This is a genomic window from Nostoc sp. (genome assembly GCF_036919495.1).
Lineage (GTDB): Bacteria > Cyanobacteriota > Cyanobacteriia > Cyanobacteriales > Nostocaceae > Nostoc.
The window spans coordinates 1-20,617 of sequence record NZ_JBALBZ010000015.1; the positions used below are offsets into that span (position 1 = coordinate 1).

15 protein-coding genes, 1 tRNA gene and 1 pseudogene are annotated in these 20,617 nt (G+C 42.0%); 4 read left to right on the forward strand and 13 right to left on the reverse strand.

The genetic code is table 11. The features are described 5' to 3' along the window. From V7K25_RS01555 to V7K25_RS01575, 5 genes are all read right to left on the reverse strand, one after another. Nucleotides 1–2,877, reverse strand: a 2,877-nt coding sequence (locus V7K25_RS01555) for an Hpt domain-containing protein (RefSeq protein ID WP_335154453.1), incomplete at its 3' end; no start/stop codon positions are given. A 92-nt stretch (nt 2,878–2,969) separates the two neighbouring features. Further along, nucleotides 2,970–5,906 (reverse strand): methyl-accepting chemotaxis protein, encoded by a 2,937-nt coding sequence (locus V7K25_RS01560; RefSeq protein ID WP_335154455.1) that lies wholly within the window; start codon nt 5,904–5,906, stop codon nt 2,970–2,972. A gap of 14 nt (nt 5,907–5,920) precedes the next feature. After that, on the reverse strand, nt 5,921–6,451 hold the full coding sequence (locus tag V7K25_RS01565; RefSeq protein ID WP_335154457.1) for a chemotaxis protein CheW: 531 nt from the start codon (nt 6,449–6,451) through the stop codon (nt 5,921–5,923). A gap of 13 nt (nt 6,452–6,464) precedes the next feature. Next, complete coding sequence (locus V7K25_RS01570) at nt 6,465–6,830, reverse strand: response regulator transcription factor (RefSeq protein ID WP_012412195.1); 366 nt, start codon at nt 6,828–6,830, stop codon at nt 6,465–6,467. Between the two features lie 335 nt (nt 6,831–7,165). Beyond that, nucleotides 7,166–8,344 carry a response regulator gene (locus tag V7K25_RS01575; RefSeq protein WP_335154459.1) on the reverse strand — a complete coding sequence of 393 codons (1,179 nt, stop codon included), beginning with the start codon at nt 8,342–8,344 and terminating at the stop codon, nt 7,166–7,168. A gap of 361 nt (nt 8,345–8,705) precedes the next feature. Here V7K25_RS01575 and hmpF point away from each other — a divergent pair, with 361 nt between their 5' ends. Both hmpF and V7K25_RS01585 read left to right on the forward strand, forming a co-directional pair. Next, nucleotides 8,706–10,466, forward strand: a complete 1,761-nt coding sequence (hmpF, locus tag V7K25_RS01580; protein WP_335154461.1) for a pilus motility taxis protein HmpF — start codon at nt 8,706–8,708, stop codon at nt 10,464–10,466. A 165-nt stretch (nt 10,467–10,631) separates the two neighbouring features. Continuing rightward, nucleotides 10,632–11,276 (forward strand): hypothetical protein, encoded by a 645-nt coding sequence (locus V7K25_RS01585; RefSeq protein WP_335154463.1) that lies wholly within the window; start codon nt 10,632–10,634, stop codon nt 11,274–11,276. Between the two features lie 21 nt (nt 11,277–11,297). On the opposite strand, the gene tilS is transcribed toward V7K25_RS01585, so the two are convergent. The 8 genes and pseudogenes from tilS to V7K25_RS01625 all read right to left on the reverse strand — a co-directional run bounded on the left by tilS (nt 11,298) and on the right by V7K25_RS01625 (nt 18,721). Continuing rightward, entirely contained in the window at nt 11,298–12,311 is a 1,014-nt protein-coding gene (tilS, locus tag V7K25_RS01590; protein WP_335154465.1) for a tRNA lysidine(34) synthetase TilS, read from the reverse strand. Between the two features lie 257 nt (nt 12,312–12,568). Continuing rightward, nucleotides 12,569–12,664: pseudogene (locus V7K25_RS01595) on the reverse strand (DUF4277 domain-containing protein); the annotation flags it as partial. A 229-nt stretch (nt 12,665–12,893) separates the two neighbouring features. After that, on the reverse strand, nt 12,894–13,202 hold the full coding sequence (locus V7K25_RS01600) for a KGK domain-containing protein (protein ID WP_322648220.1): 309 nt from the start codon (nt 13,200–13,202) through the stop codon (nt 12,894–12,896). Between the two features lie 317 nt (nt 13,203–13,519). Then, entirely contained in the window at nt 13,520–14,623 is a 1,104-nt protein-coding gene (ccsB, locus tag V7K25_RS01605; RefSeq protein ID WP_335154467.1) for a c-type cytochrome biogenesis protein CcsB, read from the reverse strand. Between the two features lie 308 nt (nt 14,624–14,931). Continuing rightward, complete coding sequence (locus tag V7K25_RS01610; protein ID WP_335154469.1) at nt 14,932–16,719, reverse strand: DUF3352 domain-containing protein; 1,788 nt, start codon at nt 16,717–16,719, stop codon at nt 14,932–14,934. Nucleotides 16,720–17,147: 428 nt separating this feature from the next. After that, nucleotides 17,148–17,711: a Uma2 family endonuclease gene (locus V7K25_RS01615; protein ID WP_335154471.1), complete on the reverse strand. Its 564-nt coding sequence runs from the start codon at nt 17,709–17,711 to the stop codon at nt 17,148–17,150. Between the two features lie 182 nt (nt 17,712–17,893). Beyond that, on the reverse strand, nt 17,894–18,514 hold the full coding sequence (locus V7K25_RS01620; RefSeq protein ID WP_335154473.1) for a chorismate lyase: 621 nt from the start codon (nt 18,512–18,514) through the stop codon (nt 17,894–17,896). 126 nt (nt 18,515–18,640) lie between these two features. Continuing rightward, a tRNA-Leu gene (locus V7K25_RS01625) sits at nt 18,641–18,721 on the reverse strand. A 199-nt stretch (nt 18,722–18,920) separates the two neighbouring features. Between V7K25_RS01625 and V7K25_RS01630 the strand changes: the two genes are divergently transcribed. Both V7K25_RS01630 and accC read left to right on the forward strand, forming a co-directional pair. Then, a complete protein-coding gene (locus tag V7K25_RS01630; protein WP_335154475.1) occupies nt 18,921–19,115 on the forward strand; it encodes a hypothetical protein in 195 nt (64 codons plus the stop codon). Nucleotides 19,116–19,191: 76 nt separating this feature from the next. Next, complete coding sequence (gene accC / locus V7K25_RS01635) at nt 19,192–20,535, forward strand: acetyl-CoA carboxylase biotin carboxylase subunit (RefSeq protein WP_335154477.1); 1,344 nt, start codon at nt 19,192–19,194, stop codon at nt 20,533–20,535. Nucleotides 20,536–20,617: the final 82 nt, after the last annotated feature.

Consider the following 20,617-nt stretch of genomic DNA (forward strand, 5'->3'; position numbering starts at 1 on the left):
AAACAGCAATTGCGGATTTTCATCGAAAGAGCCGAACAAATCATCTGGCTGTGCTGAAAGTAATTCTAAATCTTCTGAACTTTCTTCAAAACTGAGACTTTCTATAGCCGATAGTTCATCCACAGTCTTATCTGTGGTTTCTATCTGAATATAGGTGGATGTAGCGACATTCTCAAACAGCAATTGCGGATTTTCATCGAAAGAGCCGAACAAATCATCTGGCTGTGCTGAAAGTAATTCTAAATCTTCTGAACTTTCTTCAAAACTGAGACTTTCTATAGCCGATAGTTCATCCACAGTCTTATCTGTGGTTTCTATCTGAATATAGGTGGATGTAGCGATATCTTCAAACAGCAATTGCGGATTTTCATCGAAAGAGTTGAATGAATCAAGTTCCAGATCAACAGCAGATATCTCTGGTGGCTGATTGGTAAATTCTGGAACAAAATCTAAAGCTTCTGGTTGTTGCGATCGCTTGATAATTTCTTCCCCTAGATGCTGCGCTAACAAAGGCATTTCAGACACGGAAGGCTGTATGCGATCGTTGATTGCAGAGGAAATAGTTGAGTTACTCGGTACTAACTCATCAAAGAAATCATCTCCAGAATCTGATGATAATATCAAATCTAGCTGGTCTTGCTGCTGGAAATTGATATCAAAATCTTCTTCTATGTCAAAACTAGCTATAGGAGAAGGTATTGGCTGCTGAATGTCGGCAAAAATGTCATTACTTGCAGCAAACAAACTCTCCTCTAACGCCCTTTCCACATTTTGCTCAATTAAGGAATTGAATTCGTCCTGTTCCTCTGTGGTTTCCTGGTTCCAGAAGTTGCTCAGATCATTTTCTGATTGAGAAAACTCTGGTGCTGTTACTGGAGATGTATCAAATAAATCACCGAGTTCTGATTCGGTTGTAGGCAGTAGTGACTGTTCTTCCGTTTCAGCAAATAGGCTGTCTAGAGACAAGCCTGTTTCCTGGGGTAATTCTATGTAGTCACTAGGGGTAATTTCTTCTACCCAATTTGCATTTCTAGTTTCTAAGAATAAGTTATCAAAACTGTTTTGTTGGTTGGTGGATAGTTCCACAGAGGCGTTAGCCTCAGTTTCTGGTTGAGTTACTTCGCCTGTAGATAATAGTTCAGTATCATCTATTGCCAGCGTCAATAAATCTTCAACTACATCATTTTTGTTGACATCAGGAGGCAGGTTTGTATCACTAGTATCAATAAATTCTTGTAAATCCTGGGAAGAAGAGTCTAAATTTATATTAAGTACGTTAATGTCGCTTAACTCTAAAGTCGTAGCAGATGTTTGTTGATTTTGCGATTCTGAATTCTCTTTTTCTAGGAAATTTTCGCCAAATAATAGAGATAAATCTTCTGTCGTGGTTGTAGTTGTTGGCTGCTGCTGGTTACTTGTGTCTTCATCAAAAGAGAGGAAATCGGATAAATCGCTATTAGCATCCTCAGTGTCTGTGCTGTTGAAATCAATCCCAAAATCATCGGTGGCAGCAATATCTAAGATTTCTTCTTGATGCCAGCTTTCATCTAGTTCGGGAGTATTTCCGTCAAATAAATCGGCAAGGGTATTTAACTCAGCTATTCCTACCTCTGGCCCATTGTGGTCAAGATTGCTACTGATTGGATGTACTTCGTCATGTGTGGTAAAACTAAGACTAGTGTGAATAGTAGCGTTTAATTGTATCCCTTGTTGAACATAAGCGCGATCGCCCTTGACGTTGGCGTAGTCAGACGCTCCAAGATGAGCTAATGCTGCGCGATCGCTAGTATCCTCTTCTAGATTAAGTTCTTCACTTGTCTGAGCTAGGTTAGCTAGAACTAACGGCTCAGTGTTACCAGATAAAATTGCCTCTGACGCAGTTGATGATTCTGTCAAAGGCGCAGACTGTTCGTTAAACAAATCTGTGGTAACTTCTAGCAACTCAATTTCTGCAAAGTTCAAAAGTGCTTCTAATTGCTGACTAATTGTAATTTCAGCTTCCCTACCTTGCAGGACTAACTCTTGAGCTTGCTTGATTTCGGTAATGACAATTTTAGCTAACGTCAGATAAGTATTTTCCGGATTGCCGATCGCACTGGCTGCTGCTTGACACAAACCACACCACTTGGACAAGTTCCAAGTTTCACCAAGCCTGACTAACTGGTAACAGCATTCCTGAAGGTTTTGTCGAGTTGAAGGTGTTGTTGTTTGCTTAAACAATTGCAGCATTTCCCGCAGTCTTTGCAGCACCTGGGCTTGAAATTCGCCCCAATTGGCGGTAACTAGCGATCGCACCTCTTGGGCTGCTACTGAGAAGGATATTTCTGGAGATTCCTGATGGGTGTCTTCTGCCAAACTGGGAATATTTGGCCGCAGGAAAATTTCTGTAAGTATGGAGACATTCTCTACAGAGGTTGTCTGTTGTTCTCTTGTACTATCTACTTCATTTTTTGCTTGTTCTACAAGTAGTTCTAGATGCTGATACAGCCATTGAAAAACTGGCTCAGTTTCTGACATCAAAGTATTAGCCGCATCTTCAGAAAGACCATAAGGCCCGCTCAAATGCTCTAATAGTGATTTCAGGGTATCAGATACACCAAGAAATAAAGACTCTAACTTTTGGTCAATCTGAACCGGATTATCTTTGAGAACTTTAAAACAATCTTCCAAACGGTGAGAGGTATGCTGGATGCTAGTCAATCCAAGCATCGCCGCTCCTCCTTTGATGGAGTGAGCCGCCCGGAAGACTTCACTGATCATTTCCGGGTCGTTCAGAGTACCCTCTAAATTCAGCAAGCCCTGCTCAATAGTATTCAGGTGATCCCTGGCTTCTTCGATAAAGTAACCCAAAATCCGCTGTTGTTGTTCCGGCAGCATAGTTTTTTAGTCATTAGTCATTGGTCATTGGTCATTGGTCATTAGTCATTAGTCATTAGCAAATAAGAATTGGACTTTGGACAAATGACAATTTATCTTGTTTCTGTAGTTTCCACTCGGAAACGTTCAACGGAGGCGATCAAGTCACGGGATACACCTACTAAGTGTTGTAGGGCACCTGAAACTCGCTGTGCTTCCTGGGAAGTTTCTTGGGCGGTGAGTTCTACTGATTGCATTACATGAGCGACAGCGCGGGAAGTTTCAGTTTGTTCCACAGTGTCGCTGGTAATCGAACGTACAAGAATATCGATGCGATTCGCTACTTGAATAATGTTTTCGAGCGATCGCTTGGCTTCTTCTGCCAATTTTGTACCTTTAATTACTTGTTGTGTGCCTTCTTCCATCGCGGTCATTACAGAGCCTGTTTCGCTTTGGATTTGCATCACAATTTGTTCAATTTCCTTCAGGGATTTAGCAGATTTATCTGCTAACTGGCGCACTTCGTCTGCTACTATCGCAAACCCGCGTCCAGCTTCTCCTGCCCTTGCCGCCTCAATACTAGCATTGAGTGCCAGTAAGTTTGTTCTGGAAGCAATTTGGGAAATCAACGCCACAATTTTAGAAATTTCTTGAGAAGATTCCGCTAACCGTTTCACTTTTCGAGTGGTTTCGGCAACGGTTTCTCGAATTTCCAAAATCCCCGCCACGGTATTTTCTACTGCTTCGCCACCTTTGAGAGCGATCGTACTAGCATCACGCGCAACCGTTTCAGCTTCCCGCGCCGCCTCTGCTACCCGTTGAATCGAGTCAGTCATTACCTGTACAGAATTTAGCGTCACCGCCAACTCTTCTGCTTGGCGCAAAGCATCACTAGATAAGGCTCTAGCAAAGGTTTCAGAATTGGTTGCACCTTTTGTCACATCCTTCGCCGCCACTTTTACCTGTTGCACAATATCCCGCAAGTTTTGAATTGTCAGGTTAAAAGCATCAGCTACCGCTCCTAGTACGTCGGCTGTGACTTCAGCTTGGACTGTTAAATCTCCTCTAGCAGCTCCTTCCACATCATCTAAGAGACGAATCACCTGGCGTTGCAGGTTTTCTTTGGCTTCCTCTTGCTCATCAGCTTTCCGTTGGGCTTCACTTGTGGTTGTGAAAATTACCCGCGCCATTTCATTAAAGCCACTGGATAAATGACCCAATTCATCTTCGGAAAACACTGTGGCTTGAGCATTCAAGTTTCCTTGACGTACAGCCTCAAACTGAGCTTGGAGATCGTCAGTTGTGCGCCGAATTTGTTTGAGTGCTAGATTCCCCATGACACCTGCGGTAGCAAAACCTGCAATCCCAGCTGCAAGTGACATTGCCCAACCTGTGTTTCGTACTGATTCTCGTTGTTGGGCTGGCGAGAATGTGGTGGCGACAAAGCTAACTGTGGCTACAACCAGTGCCGAGACAATGCCTACACTTCCAGCAATTAACCATTGTTTCCTTTCTATGGAGGCATTCTCTAATGGTGCTAACCATCCTTGCTCGACGTTAACGTTGGGTTCTAGTTTCGAGACATCTGTTTGGCTAAAGACTGGAACTCCTTCATGGGAACCAGTCATTGTGAATAGTTCCTCTTCGCGATCGCTGGCTGCACTACTCGCAGAAGCGTCCACGGCTGGAGAACGTCTACTGCCACTGGTTTCTGATGGAGCAGAATTCATTGCTAGATCGCCGAAGTTAGAATCTCCTTCGAGCAGGTCAAACCCTGGAATGTTACCTAAATCATCAAATTCCTCAAAGTCATCTAAAAATTCTATATTGCTCTTAGAATTTTCTCCATTTAGTATATTGTTTGAGTCTTCATAAGAGCTTAAACCCTCTGAGCCAAAGGCAGACTCAAATGCTTCCATATCAAAATTATCATCGTCATCAAAGCTATTTTTACCGATGATTTCGCCTGATTTAAACTGCTTGTCTTTTACAGGTAGATTGCTACTAAAAGAGGAAGCATCATCAGATACATCCGGCACAAAAGCTTCTTCTGCTGCATTTTTTTTTGACTTCAACCAATCATCGTGTGCTTCGGTTTCAGGCAAATCATATTGACTCTTGTTATTTGTTGACGAACTATTTTTAAGTTCTTCTTTAACAAAAACTAAAGTTTCGTCTCCCAAACTAGATTTTGTATATTCAAAATCCCCATTACTAACTTCTGGGGACTTTGGGTCCCTCAACAAATCAGGGAAATTATTCTCGTTATTCCCAGTTTTGGAATTAGAAGATGAAGAGTTATTATTGTCAATAGCTAAATTCTTATCATCAGAATTTATCTCATTATCTGAAAACTGACTATTTACTAATGATTCTTCGGAGTTCTCTTCTGATACATCTTCCTGCCAGAAAGCAGGTAACTCTAATTCTGTTTTTTCCTCAAAATTGCTGCTATTTAATTCTTGTTCCTGTAGTTCTTCATTGAAAGCAAAAGGATCGTCACTAAAAGCTGTAGAAGAATCGGATATTTTTCCTGTTCCAATATTATCTTCAGTTGGTATATCAAATGGGCTTTTTGAAGATAGTTCTTCAACGCCATTTACAGTTTCTTGATGCTCTCCAAAAAAGTTCAAATCAAGGTTATTGCTGTCAAAATCCTCATTAGCGCCCAAATCTTCTAATTCTTGTTCGCTATCTGCGAGTGCATCAGCCATCTCTGGGGAATTGATTTGCTCTTGACTATCTAATGCATTAATCTCCCCACCAAATGACTGTAAATATTGATTGATATTCTCAATTCCATTATTAGCAAAACCAATAATTTCTTGATCGTCAGTCAAATGTAATACTTGTTGATATTCTTCTTTTGCTACATCGTACTGCTGTAAAACATAGTAGATGTGACCCCTTAACAAATGGGAATTGGGGTCATTTGGTAAATTTTGCACCACTTGGTCAACTAAAGTGGCGGCAACCTCATAATTCCTTTGAACATAGGCGGTCATCGCCTGTTGATACGTTGGCTCGTAATTATCAATACTTGCTGCCATTTCCTCCTCCAATTTCATCCTGCCCACCTAGCACTCCGTAAAATTGCCATTTGATCGAGTAGTCGCAGACACTGTTTGTTTTTAGTATTTAATAACCACTCTCCACGTAAAAAGGGAGCCATAGTATCTGGAACACTAGTTGGTGGCATGAGATTTTGGACATCCAACCAGTCCATGCCACCAATTTCTTCTACTGCTAAACCCACTATCGTGTCTTGCTCTTCAATGGCAATCACCGAAATTTCAGCTCTATCCGTGTTTAATGCACTTGTTTCACCAAGAAATTGACCCAAATCAGCTACCCAAATAACTCGACCTCGTAAATTTAGAGTACCCAAAAGTAAAGGAGAAGCATTAGGAATCGGGGTGATTCTATCAGGACTTAGTTCAATTACCTCCCGAATACCAGTTGCTTGTAGTGCAAACTCCTGATGCGAGGGAATGTAAAACCTCAAATGTAACTCACCTTCAGGACTTTCTACTTGTAATTCTGGTCGGAAATGGTCTTGACCACTGCCACTTAAAAAGTCCGGTTTGCTGACCATATTGCTTTTGTCCTTATCCTCGCAGCAGTTGTTTGACTGTTCCCACCAACTCGGTTGGTTGAAATGGTTTAGCTATGTAAGCGTCTGCACCCTGCTTCATGCCCCAATAGCGATCAAATTCTTCGCCTTTAGAAGAACACATAACCACAGGGACATTTTGGGTTTTTGGATCGGATTTTAAGCGCCTACAGACTTCGTAACCGTTCATTCGGGGCATGACAATATCCAATACCACTAAATCGGGAGGTGCTACTTGAATTGCCTCCAATGCTTCTAATCCGTCACTGGCATGGGTTACTGTTAGTCCAGTCGCTTTCAGGAGGTCTGTAATCATCTCCCTTTGCGCGATACTGTCTTCCACAATCAGAACTGTACTCATAAGTGTCTATTTACCCCCTGATGTAGACGTTCCTATTTGGAACATTCTTGAATTCCCCACAATTATTAACTGTATAAATTAATTGTATGTTCTCACTATTTTCCAGGATATTGACGTTTCACTAAGTAGCTGACTCTGTGATAACATCTTTTAAGTGATCTTTTAGTAGATCAACAAATCTTTGATCTCTTTAAGAGTATGCCCATGCCCCCTCAATTTGCTCTCTTCGTAGCGTCAGCGAATCATTGAGCGTCTTTTAGATTTTAGAATTGTTCAATCCAAAATCCAGAATCTGTAATCTAAAATTATTCTGCCCAATTCCCAATGACCTACTTTCATTGGTTGTTAATATATTTCTCTACGAGCATAAGTAACTCAGTGTCTGTAAATGGTTTTGTTAAATAATCTGTTGCCCCGACCATACTAGCTTTGACTCGATCAATAAATCCATCTTTACCAGTGAGCATGATAATCGGTGTGAGCCGAAATGCTCTTGAATGTCGCAGCATGGCGCAAACCTCGTACCCCTCCAATTCCGACATGGCAATGTCGCATAAAATTAAGTCCGGTTTGAGTTTAAAAACCAGACTCAATGCCTCTAAAGGATTGGTGAGAGCGATCGCTTCATAACCTTGTGCTTGTAAGATGGAATTTATAGTCTCACCGATGGCGATCGCATCGTCAATACATACTATCCGCCCCCTATGTTTTCCCTTCAATTCCCCGTTAACAGTGTGGGTATCTATTTTAATAGTGTCTGAATATACTAGCTGTAGCCAACTCTGTTGCACGTATGGATATATTGCCTTAGCGACTGTCAAAATGTCTCGGTTAAGATAGCGAGCCAGTTGACGCAAGGATGTTTTACCATCAGCCCAATGTTGTAGCTTACTTACGGTTGCTTCTGGTAGGGAGGATTGTAGGTGAACTTTGTCAGATAACACTGGCAATTGTTCTGGAGACTGAATATGTGGATACAACTCCTTCCACTCTTGCACCTGCTTGGTAATTTTTGTAACAAATGGAGCAATCTCGAAAGTATTTAATTGCGGGGCAAGTGCCGCACCCTGATGGAAAATGAAGTTCCCTTGGTGTAAACTCAGCAGGTCAAAGAGAGTTTCATGTACCAAGCCGCGAATGATACTACCAGCGATCTTAGGGTTGATAATATTCCGCTCCAAAAGCGCCCACAGATAGGCATACTCTGGCGCGTCGGTTGATGGTAAGGAGGCAATTTGTTTGTCGGTAAGTCGCATCTCGACTCGATAATGACGTAAATAATCACTAATTCTGGATAAACTACTCTCACCTTCTTGGCAATAGATAATTTGACCATTGAGGAAAAAGACGAACCAAGACTGTTGTTTGAGGCGATAAATGCTTGCTCCCTCTGCACCCAGTTTGTTGCTCTGGTGAGAGCTACTAGCTCTCACCCATAGTTGCCCAGTTCGTTGTCCCAACTCAATCAATTGCAGGATACTGCAAATATCAATTTCATTTAGATTTCCCTGCATTTATCTAAAAAATACTCCTTGTAATGCCGTTAATATTATTTTTAAATGGGTTTGGGCTTAAATTGGCTACAATCTGTTGCATCCAAAGGAGAACTGCTATAGATTCAGCTATAAAGTTTAATCTTTCGTAATACACTTTGGCAAAGCTAGTGTTAACACGGAAGTCATCATGACTGTCATCAGTACAAAATATAAAGGCGCGACTGACTCACTTTTATAAATATCAAGACGTAATATCTCGCGTCTATAGTTTTGTCTGTCTTGTTTTCCTAAACTTCGGTTCAGTGAGACAAGTTAACAGAATTATTTAAGGTATATCCCAAAACATAAACTTTAAGTGCATCAATAAAGGACTAACGGTGTGCTGTATTTAGCAGAAGTACAAAAACAGAAGGGTGGTTTACTCAGCGGCAGTGGCAAAACTGAACTGAAACTACTAGCTTGTCAGCGAACTGACCAGAATTGGAACCCTGTGTCAGAAGAAGTGATTGCCGCCGAGGAGGCAAGCAAATTAAATGATGGTGCTTTGGTACTGGTTGAACTGAATCCAAATCGTCAAGTACAACGGATTCAAGAAGCAGGGCGGCCATTAGTCAACATTTTGCAGAATTTTTCCCGCCAATTGGAGAAATTTAAGCTCAAGGAAGATGAAATTGATCAGTGGAAGCAATCACTGACGTTTCAGGCGCAAGAGTTGAATCGCCGTGAAATGGACATGGAAGTACGCTCTGAACAGTTGCATAATATGGAGGATGAGTTGCAACAACTGGAGCAGCAAAAACAGGAAGTTGACACATCCCGCCAGGAAATTGAACGGTTACAAACAGAAGTTGAGCGCAACCGCCTAGAATTGGAAGGCGCTTGGGAGCATTTGCGGGGTGAGCAGCGCCGCTTGGAGCAACGTCTTGCGGATTTCCAACAGGGGACGGTTTTAGATGAGGAGCAAAGTCGGGTAATGGGTGAATTACTCGATCGCTTGTCTAGTCGTGTTGCTCCCACGGAAACAGTCAGAGAACACCTCCATCTGGCCTTTGAATTGGTCGAAAAGCAGCAAGCGACTCTTACCCCGCACTGGCAAAAACTGGAGGAGCAAAAAACTGCGATCGCACAACAGCAAGAAGAAGTCGAGCGTTTGTCACAAACCTTTAGCGATCGCCAAAATGCATTGCAACAAGGACAAAATTCTCTAGTCCAGCAAACAGCCCAATTGCAGATAAATACAGCAGACCTTAGCAGCAAGCAAGAGTATGCTCGGATAATCAAAGAGCAGTTACGAAACGCCGAAGAGTTATATCAACAGATTCACTCTTTAGCTACAACTTCTGGTGGTGTAGTTCTCGGCCAGCAAGCTAATGTGGAAGCTTTGGAGAAAATGCCTTTAGAAGAACTGCAAAAGATAGTCCAAGATTTACAGTATAAGTTAGAAATAGACGCTAGCTTTGTTCACGATCAAGAACAAGAATTGAAATATAAACAAGAAGCTATAGAAGAACTGCAAAATAAATTAAATCACGCATCTGACCATGACCATATCAATTTGGAACTGGAACTAACAGATGAAAAAGACCTCTATCAGATGCTAAACTCCAGCTTGGTGGGGCAACGCCGCAATATGTTACAGCATCAAAAGTTTCTCAAGCAACACCAAGCTGTATTGCTACGGCGACAAGGACATACTGTTGTTGATGAAGAAGAGGGTAATAAAGTTAATTTAGAACCGATTCTGTTACAACTTGAAACCCAGCGACAAGAATATTCACAGGAAGTCCAAAAGCTGGAACGTGAAATTGATCAGATTCGTTCTGGTATTGAGCTAAATCAGGGAATGATTGACAATCAAACTCACGATTTGGATGAAAAGCGCCAAGAACTGAAAACGATAGAGGAAAACTTGCTATCCCTAAGAAGAACAACTGCTGAATGCTGTGGTCGAGTGAATCTTTATCAAGAAGCACTACAACCAATTCAAGATTCTTTAGATGGATTACGGCAGAAGCTACAAGGAATTAGAGAATCTTTAGAGCAATTCCAGGAAACTGGTGATTATCAAGTCCAAGCGATCGCTCAGTTGCGTCATACTCTCCAGAGTTTAATGCCTCAGCCAGAATTACTAGCGTCTTAGGGGCTTTGGTAAGATAAGGAGTTTAAGCCCCTTGTACTATACAACGTCACAGGTAATCAGTAGACATCTCCAGAAATTAGCCGAAATCCTTGGTAGGCACAATTCATGAATTGTGCCTACGCTATTTTTACCAGATGTTTAGTATATTGGACTTTGAACAAAAAGATGAATCAACAAGAAGCTAAGTATTTTGTTCCTAACTATTATTGCGCTCAACTAAAATTAGTTTATACAGCTAAAGAATACCAAGGACTTAATGCCGGAAGACATGAATATACAAACTATGACGAAGTTTTAAATAGTATTCCTAGTTTCGTAAGAAGCAATCCCGATATTTATTTACAAATTTATACGTTAGTCAAAGCTCAAGCTAATGATTTGGTAACAGAGTCTTGGGCGGGAAAAATAAAATCGGAAGAAGATAAATTTCAGCAAGAGTTTTTAATTCCAATCCTTAAAAAACTTCTAGAAGATATCAGCCTTGCTAAAAACCAAGACTATCCGTACTATGTTTGTTATAAACTCACAACTTCAAACTGGCGGTTCCATAGCGATATAATTTCAAAATATGAAATAGCTGGAATTAAAACAAACCAAGAAGCTGAAAATCTAGCTAACAAGATAGTTCAATCTCTAGCAAATAAAGTTGTTAAAGAATGGAAAGATCATGAAAGACTTCTAATACCCTTCCTTTGTGAAGCTGCATATATTTACCCCCCGGCTACGCCGTCCCCCCTTGTGAAGGGGGGACTGATTATGTGCATCTTCATACAGAATTGGTATAAAACTAATAATGTACATTGTCCCTGATAACAAAAAGACTTTAAATAACTATTTCAAACAGATCCAGTCGCCTTCTACTTGAGCGATCGCACCACCAGGAAATGGATCGGTTTGCGATCGGTTGGGCGCTATAATTAAAGCCGTTAATTTCTCGATGTGTTCAAAATTAGGTGCATCAGTCAGTATTTGCTGCAATACCTGACGCATCACGCGACGTTGCAGTGCCAATGGTGCTTTCTGCAATACCCGACGATTTAAGCGTAAGGGAAAAGCAAAGGGGGATGAGGAGGATGAGGAAGATATTTCTCCCTCATCTCCCCCACTCATCGCCCCATCTCGCAACTCCTGGGCTGCGTTTTCTAAATATTCCACTTCCGCTTGGAGAAGTTCTGCTGTTTGCGCTAAGGCTGATTCTACTTGCGGATTGAAATTTTCGCGCAAATATGGTATTAATTCTTGGCGAATCCGGTTGCGGGCATATTGCAAATCTTGATTGGTGGAATCTTCCCAAATTGGCAATTTAAACTCTTGACAAAATTGCTCTGTTTGTGAACGAGTAATTTCTAAAAGTGGACGCACTAGCATAATGCCTGTAGTTAGAGGGCGTTGCCAAGTTAGGGCTTGTAAGCCATCAGCGCCAGTACCGCGAATTAAGTTGTAGAGAAGAGTTTCGGCGCGATCGCTTGCGGTGTGTCCTGTAACTATATATTGATATTTATTTGCTTTAGCGATCGCACTTAAAGCTTCATAGCGCCAATCGCGTGCAGCAGCTTCACTATTTATAGGTTCGTTCGCTGTTTCTAAATAAAAGGATGTATCCCAAGTTTTAGCTAAGTTTTCGACGTGATGAGCATTAGCTTCGGAGTCAGAACGCCAGCGATGATCGCAGTGAGCAATACCTAAATGCCATCCCCATTTGGATTGTAAATCTAAAAGTAATTTTATTAAACACAGAGAATCCTGTCCGCCGGAGACAGCGATTAATAGACGCTGGTTGCGCTCAAATAAGTGGCGCGATCGGATGGTGCGATGGATTTTTGCGTGTAGGGGAGTCCACACCATATTTGGAATTTCTCATACTAATTCGTAATATTCGCCTCCGGCGAGAAGCAAGCTACGTAATTTTTGACAGTCAGATTCAATTTGGGCTTCCAGATTTGAGTTTGTTGCTTTATTTTAGGCAATTCTTGCAACACAAAGTAAATAATTTTGTAATTGTCTCTTATTGGCATTGTGGGTGGTGCTGTGGCTTTAGCTGAACAAATTCGCAAATGGTATCAAGAATGGCATCAATCTCATCCAGGTAAGCAATTTGATGAGTTGATTATCTCAACTATTCCTATTTCATCAATTAGTCCAGCTACTATTCCTAAGTGATCTATATTTTTAATTTTTACAATTGAAGTTGTAGACAATTTTTCTACCTCTAAAATATTTTAGATTTTAGAGAATTTATCGCGTATTTGCCCCATTTTTCAAATAAGAGATAATCAGGAGCTACACGAGCGATGTCTAACGACAAGCCGCTCCGCGTCTACGCAATTGTTATGCTTTATTTCATTAATGAATTTTGATAGCAATTCAGGTGAGAGAATCAGATCCCCGACTTATTAAAGAAGTCGGGGATCTTTTGCTAATTAGATATTAATTTTCTACTTGTTTGAGTCTTTGAAAAATTTCATCAAGTGGTGATTCAGAATCCTCAGGACAAAATTCTAAAGCAAGTCTAACTTTTCCTTTTTTCCATCCCTGAGTACTAAATTGTAAAACCTCACAATTTAATCCTTCGGTATACAAATTTACTTCGTCTGTTTCTGCCGCTCCAATATATTCCTTAATTGCTGTAATCAAATCACGGACTTTAAAAGTTTTAGCAATATTTAACTTATTAAAAGTGTCTGGTTCTATAGATACAACTTCATCATGGTTTAGTCTCTCGAATCCATCTTCCATAAAAATCTCCTGTCAATAAATCTATATTTTCCAGGCATATAACAGTTCATCCGAAATAAAATGATGATTTTATAGATTTAGTGCTAGTCAAATAAAAATTTAGTAATAATTTGATGTCCGGTAAATTAGCCTATAATTCTCGCGTTACCCCTCCCCAACCCTCCCCTTGTGAAGGGGAGGGAACCGGAAATCTCATTTCCCCCCCCAATATATCGGGGGGATTAAGGGGGGTGATACGACTTGTGTGTGTCCACCATAGTCTTACCAAGGGGAGGGTGCGCGCTAGCACGGGTGAGGTAGTTTTATTTAAACGGTTCTTAAAAGAACCAACCGTAAGAATGCAAACCTTTACCCAAAAGATTCACACCGAGATAGCAAACCCAAACTACAACAAAACCAGTGGAGGCTAAAATTGCCGGACTACGCCCTTGCCAACCGCGAGTGATTCGGGCGTGGAGATAGGCGGCGAACACTAACCAGGTAATTAATGCCCAAGTTTCTTTGGGGTCCCAACTCCAGTAGGAACCCCAAGCTTCGTTAGCCCAAACGCCACCGGCAATAATACCAATTGTCAGCAGGGGAAATCCTAGCCCGATGATGCGATAGCTGATGTTGTCAAGAGTTTCGGCAAGGCTAAGGCGCTGGGGTGAAAGGGGTTCCGAATTTTGGATTTCGGATAGCGAAGCGTTAGCGAGTCCTCGAGCGTCTTGTGGATTTTGGATTGGGGTTGTTGTAACTAAACCCAAAACTGCGGTGTTACCGTTACCGTTGCCGTTGCTAGTAGTTTCAAAACGAGCAAAGCCGTTATTTTCGGCAGAAGGGGCTGATGGTTGAGAAATTAGCTCAGATGCTTTGTTTAAGCGGTAGCCGTTGCTGCGATAGCCACCAGTACCGACTGAACTACCTTGTAGTTGGATGTTTTGACCGCGAGTCACAACTAAAAAAGCGATCGCTAATAACGAACCCACCATCAAAGCAGAATAACTCAACATCATGACGCTGACATGCATCATCAGCCAATTTGACTTTAAGGCAGGTACTAGGGGTTCTGACGCTTGCATCTGAGATGGTAGTGTCATAGTAGCAAAAGCAGCAATCAACATTGCCACAGGAGCTGTAACAACTCCTACTAAGCGGCTACGACTACTACTTTCAGCAATTAGATGGACGGTGGTAATTCCCCAAGTTAAGAAAAACAGCGATTCATAGAGATTACTTAAGGGAAAGTAACCAGCTTCTATCCATCGTGCCCCTAGTAGAGTCGCCATGCACAAATTAGCGATCGCCATCCCAGCTGTCCCCAAAACGGCTAGATAAGGCAGATTCGGAAAAGCCGCTCCTCCCCAATACACCAGCATTGTTAGGAATAATATGGCAAAGGAGGCATTGTCCAGCCAGTTCTGGAGTACAACCAAATTCATAAAGTCTTCTCTCCGTGGATGATTTAAAATATGGATTCTGACTGTTATGATCCTATATGCTTAGAGGGTCATGGGACAGAGGAAAGTTAGGAGTTAGGAGTTATAACTTATTAAGTTATGAATTAATAACTTTTAATACCATTTCCTTTTAAGGTTGCTACAGATAATATTGCTCTGAAGTAAAGCCACAGCAGACGCGAAGATTGTTGTATGGCAAGATTTTTGATAATTGAGTACAACTTCTAACTTCTCACTCCTGTACAGACGCGATTAATCGCGTCTCTAACTTCTAACTTTTCCAATTGCTGTTATCGAGAAGTCGTAGATGGTATAGCAAAACTGCTCTTATTACTTTCTGGACTAGGCAAGGGAGTCGTGTTCCTAACTTTTTTAAGTGCTATAAAAATGTCGTAAAGATTACTGCGACTGTCGCTGACGGCGGATGTCATCCCAATTGAGCGCGTTGCATCAAGCAAAGCTTGTTGATTGGGAATTAGAGTTGGTAAAGGAAAATTTTTCACAGTTCGTTCCACATCCAGGAAAAATTGACCATTTGTCGGATTTGGTTGTGTAGGAACTGTTTGTTGGAAAGGGATCGTGCTAGCTAGTGTGGTGTTGGGTTTGGGAAGAATTTTATCAGTAACGGGAGCGCCTACTACTAGAAAAGCAACATCTCCATCTAACCAGCCGTGGGTGGCAGTTAAGGTACCATAGGGTGAAACCCAGTTAACAACGGGTTGTCCTGCGACTTTTGCCTGTTGGACTTGGAACTGGTATTGATTTTTTATCACCTCATCAAGCTGTTTTATTGATGTTTCAGCTGAATTACGTAGGCTTTGCCCGCCGTAGGCATCGCTTGTCTGTACCATGAAGAGTAAACCCAGACGAAAATCATCTGGTGAACCTTGTTTTGGAGTAGTAGGAATCAGTGATAAAGAAAACTCACCTTTCATCCAACTGAGCAAATCCTTATCTAAATCGAGAGTAGTAAGAGATTTTATACCACCTCTAAGTTGTTCTGGTGCGATCGGTGAGAGGGGATTTCCTTGAGATGTTAAAACGTAATCTCCCCACAACCTCTGTAAGTTTCCCCCCGAAAGCATCATTAAGGTTTCTGCTGGTACGCGGTTTTGCATTTGCCCAGCATTATTTTCTACCGCCAGCACCCGTTGACTATTCGGGTTTAACCAAGAAATGCCCTTGAAGCGGATTCCTTCTGTCTCTAAAGTCATTGTCCCCGCTAAAGCTTGGTTATTTTGCAGTTGAGCCAAAACTTGAGCAGGTAAAGGGCGGTTTGGAGAAGCTGCGGCTATTTTGGCTGCTGTTGGCACATTGACGTAAAACTGGCCAAAAGGTTGGTAGTCGGCAATTTTCGGAAAGTTCTCAGCAAAGCCCCCTGTTGTCGCTAGGGATGTTTGATTTTTGTAAGCATCAATTGCTCGTTCTGTGGCTTTGGGACTATCAGTTATAACTAAAAAACGCCCATCTAGTAATGCTGCAAAGAAGTTTTCTCCTGCTTGTCCCTCACTTTGTTTAATGGCGATCCCTTGATAAATACGGTCAATCCATCTGCCTTGTTTAAGGGTTTTGGGTTGTGCCAAAATATTTTTGGCGATTTCTGGGTTTTTTACTGGTAATACCATTACCATCGACTGCTGATCGCTGGCAGTATCTTCATTAGTGGTAACTGGTTTGGGTGCAGCTTTACTCGCTATTGCTGGGGCAAGAATTGCGATTGTAACCTCATTGCCTACCCAAGGAGCGATATCTTTTTGGAAGTCGTAACCGTTATTAGTGAGAAAGCGATCGCGCAATTCAACTAAATTTCTGTCCAGTTCTGCTTGCGTTTCTTTTGTGCCAAACTCCCGCAATTTCTGCCACTGCTGGGGATCTGTTGTCAGAGAAACCGCAAATAGGGCATCACCAGGAATAATATTTGCACCTACTAGCAAATCGCTAGAAGCTCGTTGTCTCTGGCTTAACAACCAGTATGCTCCACTCCCTGCACCAATCAATAGCCCAGCAGCCGAGAGCGTCAGCACCAGAGACGGTTTCTTATTTTTCTTCATCGGAACAGACACAAGAGGCGGTGCCATTGAAACCTATACCTTATACTTGCAAACTTATTACTTGCTTGATTGGTCAAGTACACCAACAGGTTTGACCATTCTTTAGAACAGCTAATTATATTAAATTTTTCCACCCTAGATGTTGATGATAGTTCGGTAATCAACCTTTCCTACTCTTTCAAAAGCTGTGTTTTTAGTTCAGTTACCATTTTTAACACGCTTTGTTGAATTTCGTAGGACGTTTCCCTGAGATTAATTCCTTTGTCGGAAAGTTTTCGCAAGTAAATCTGTTATGCCAAGCAATTTGAGAATATAACTAACTCGACAAAGCTGCAACTAAAGTTCAGCTACTTGGTTTTGCTCGGTTGGGATACGCGATCGCGTCACATCAAAAATGCAGTATTTTTTGGTATAATGCGGTATAGCTTTGCTATACCGTTAGGCTTATCATTTACCTATACTTGCAACTCAAATCCAGGTAATATATCTTCTCCAGAAACAATCGTTGGCATTTGCACAACTTCTACAGCTTTCAAAAGCCGGTAAATTTCAACTTGGCGATCTTGAGGATTAATCAGCCAACCCAAACGCAGACCATTTTTAATGTATTCTTGCATTTTCTCTTGAATTGGTGTAAGGCGATCTGTCTCCGAACGCAGTTCAATCAAAAAGTCGGGTACAAGTGGCGGAAATTTTTTTCGTTGTTCTGGTGTTAAAGCTTCCCACCGCTCCAATTTTACCCAAGCCGCATCAGGGGAACGTTTTGCACCATTGGGAAGTATAAAGGTAGTTGAAGAACTAAAAACTTTCCCTAATTTCGCTTGACGATTCCAATTATTTAAGTCTGTAATTAAATCTGCTTCTCGATTTCCGCTTTCTCCTCCTACTGGTGGCATAATTATTAATTCTCCGGCGGCATTCATTTCCAGGCTTAAATCACGATTGGCAATACACAATTGATAAAATTGCTCATCGGTTAAATGAGCAATCGGTTCTAGATTTAGCACAACAGTATTCATTAAACCTTTCCTCGTGTCTTTGTTGCTAACATCAGTAGGAAATTCTTGCTTGTTGGAAAATTTATTGAGGTGTAAGTTGATTTCGTGTTAGCTTAATTGCCCATTAAATTACTCAATTCCTACATCCAACCTCACTATCCAATTTTTTCTCCCCCTGCCCTCCAAAATGATTGATTATTTTTTTAGTTGGAAGTCCCTAATTGCATAGCCCCCAAATATTTAGTTAGATAAGGCGAAAAAACTTCATAAATTAAGGTTAGTGGTTGTCCATGATGCCAAAACAAGTAATGGCGACCCCAAAAAGGCCCAGTTACATCAAAACCAGACTCTAGCGCCGATGAGTCACCATAGTAAATTCCTCGAACATCCCGATACAACTCTGTGCGGAGACGAGCTAAACTCGCCCAAATTGGTAATGAACGATTTTGCAAATACTCATCTACATGACTAGCTTCCCACCACGAGGTAGCATAGGCTAATCGTTGACCAGAAGCAGTCCGCAGCCACACTTGTCGCCGTAGTCGCGGCTCCGGAACAGCTTGGATTAAGTCAGGTGCAGCATCTAAGTCCATGCCAATCAATGACATATCAATCACATCTACTTCTACAGGCTCACCTGTAAGCAATTCTAGGTGACGTGTTGGAGAGCCGTCACCCAAAAGCATTAGCTGCCAAGCAGGTGCGAGCTGAGTATGAGGTAAACTTTTTTGAATTACTTCCTCTCCTCCTTGCCAAATCGGAGTGAGGCGATGCCAAGCTGCTGGCTGTGTTAAGTTGTTTGTCGCCGTAAAAGTAATACTCAATGCTTTTTACAAAACTTTACGTATCTCTATAAAAGCATAAAAACCTTAGCTCTACCAAGATTTAAGGGTCAACAGTCTAAGGTCTATTGACCCTTGACTATTGACCCTTGACTAATCAACAAAATATGCGGATGGCGAGACTCGAACTCGCAAGGCAAAGCCACACGCACCTCAAGCGTGCGCGTATACCAATTCCGCCACATCCGCACGGTTTCTCTAAACATAAACTATATCATAAGAAAATAATTATAGTAAGGTGATATCTAAAGTTATATTTCTCAAAAATATAAATTTCCTCAAGGCGGTATCAGACTGACAGAAATCTAGCATCTGCACAAGTGATATTAAAAAGGGTAGAGCGACTGTAGGAGGTGCGGTGCGATCGCGTACCCACCCGTTTTAGGCGATGTCTACGACGGGCTATGACGCTTGCGGACTTGCTTTGCGCGTCGCTATCGGCGTCACCAAAACCCAGTTTAGTAAGCTAGCTAAGACTTACAGCAGCAATGTTGTTAGTCTAGTAAGACTCGTAGAGGCAGCAAGCCTGCAATATGCGAGTTTGCTTAGTAATCAGGGTGGCGAATCTCCTGTGATAATTTGAAATAATGCGAAAGCGTCGTTTCAAGTTGGATTCAGAGAAAATGTCAATCTACTGGTAATGATATCGAAACTAAAAAATGAAGTTTGACAAAATATTAATTGCCAATCGGGGAGAAATCGCCCTTCGCATTCTCCGCGCCTGTGAAGAAATGGGAATTGCGACAGTCGCGGTTCATTCCACCGTTGACCGGAATGCTCTCCACGTCCAACTTGCTGATGAAGCGGTTTGCATTGGCGAACCTGCTAGCAGTAAAAGTTATTTGAATATTCCCAATATTATTGCTGCCGCACTGACCCGCAATGCGACTGCTATTCACCCAGGTTATGGCTTTTTGGCAGAAAATGCTCGGTTTGCGGAAATCTGTGCCGACCATCATATTGCTTTTATTGGCCCAACTCCAGAAGCTATAAAGCTGATGGGGGATAAATCCACTGCCAAAGAAACCATGCAAAAAGCTGGAGTTCCGACAGTACCAGGTACTGAGGGGTTAGTAGAATCCGAGGAAGAAGGATTAAAATTCGCCAAGGAAATTGGCTATCCAGTGATGATCAAAGCCACAGCCGGTGGTGGCGGACGCGGTATGCGCCTAGTTCGTTCTGAAGATGAATTTGTCAAACTTTTCTTAGCAGCCCAAGGGGAAGCAGGAGCAGCATTTGGTAATTCTGGCGTTTATATCGAAAAATTTATTGAACGTCCCCGCCACATCGAATTTCAAATTTTGGCGGATAACTACGGTAATGTCATCCACTTGGGCGAACGGGATTGCTCAATTCAGCGCCGGAATCAAAAGCTACTAGAAGAAGCACCAAGCCCGGCTCTCGACCAAGACCTGCGTGAGAAAATGGGACAAGCTGCTGTCAAAGCTGCCCAATTCATTAATTACAGTGGGGCGGGTACTATCGAGTTTCTCTTGGATAGATCGGGTAAATTCTACTTTATGGAAATGAACACCCGGATTCAAGTAGAACATCCTGTAACAGAGATGATTACTGGAATAGACTTGGTTGCCGAACAAATTCGGATTGCTCAAGGGGAAAGACTTAAGCTTACGCAAGAGCAAGTAGTCTTGCGGGGTCATGCGATCGAGTGCCGGATCAACGCTGAAGACCCAGATCATGACTTTCGCCCTTCTCCTGGACGGATTAGTGGCTATCTTCCCCCTGGAGGCCCTGGTGTTCGCATTGATTCCCACGTTTACACAGATTACCAAATCCCGCCTTACTACGATTCTTTGATCGGCAAGTTAATTGTTTGGGCCCCAGACCGACCCACTGCTATTAACCGCATGAAACGCGCACTCCGGGAATGTGCCATCACTGGACTACCTACCACAATTGGATTTCATCAAAGAATTATGGAAACTCCACAATTTTTGCAGGGTAATGTCTATACAAATTTTGTCCAGGAGATGAACGGCTAGGGAGTGGGGATGTGGGGAGTAGGAAGTAGTGGGAGATGAGGGAGATAAGGAAGATGGAGTGTAACCAATGCCCAATGCCCGA

Bases quoted from the DNA above. Each gene is read 5' to 3' on its own strand.
- V7K25_RS01630 (WP_335154475.1), top strand. From the start codon at position 18,921: ATGTCTACGACGGGCTATGACGCTTGCGGACTTGCTTTGCGCGTCGCT.
- V7K25_RS01600 (WP_322648220.1), bottom strand. From the start codon at position 13,202: ATGGAAGATGGATTCGAGAGACTAAACCATGATGAAGTTGTATCTATA.
- ccsB (WP_335154467.1), bottom strand. From the start codon at position 14,623: ATGAATTTGGTTGTACTCCAGAACTGGCTGGACAATGCCTCCTTTGCC.
- V7K25_RS01615 (WP_335154471.1), bottom strand. From the start codon at position 17,711: ATGAATACTGTTGTGCTAAATCTAGAACCGATTGCTCATTTAACCGAT.
- tilS (WP_335154465.1), bottom strand. From the start codon at position 12,311: ATGGTGTGGACTCCCCTACACGCAAAAATCCATCGCACCATCCGATCG.
- V7K25_RS01575 (WP_335154459.1), bottom strand. From the start codon at position 8,344: ATGCAGGGAAATCTAAATGAAATTGATATTTGCAGTATCCTGCAATTG.
- V7K25_RS01585 (WP_335154463.1), top strand. From the start codon at position 10,632: ATGAATCAACAAGAAGCTAAGTATTTTGTTCCTAACTATTATTGCGCT.
- V7K25_RS01610 (WP_335154469.1), bottom strand. From the start codon at position 16,719: ATGGCACCGCCTCTTGTGTCTGTTCCGATGAAGAAAAATAAGAAACCG.
- V7K25_RS01565 (WP_335154457.1), bottom strand. From the start codon at position 6,451: ATGGTCAGCAAACCGGACTTTTTAAGTGGCAGTGGTCAAGACCATTTC.
- V7K25_RS01560 (WP_335154455.1), bottom strand. From the start codon at position 5,906: ATGGCAGCAAGTATTGATAATTACGAGCCAACGTATCAACAGGCGATG.
- accC (WP_335154477.1), top strand. From the start codon at position 19,192: ATGAAGTTTGACAAAATATTAATTGCCAATCGGGGAGAAATCGCCCTT.
- V7K25_RS01570 (WP_012412195.1), bottom strand. From the start codon at position 6,830: ATGAGTACAGTTCTGATTGTGGAAGACAGTATCGCGCAAAGGGAGATG.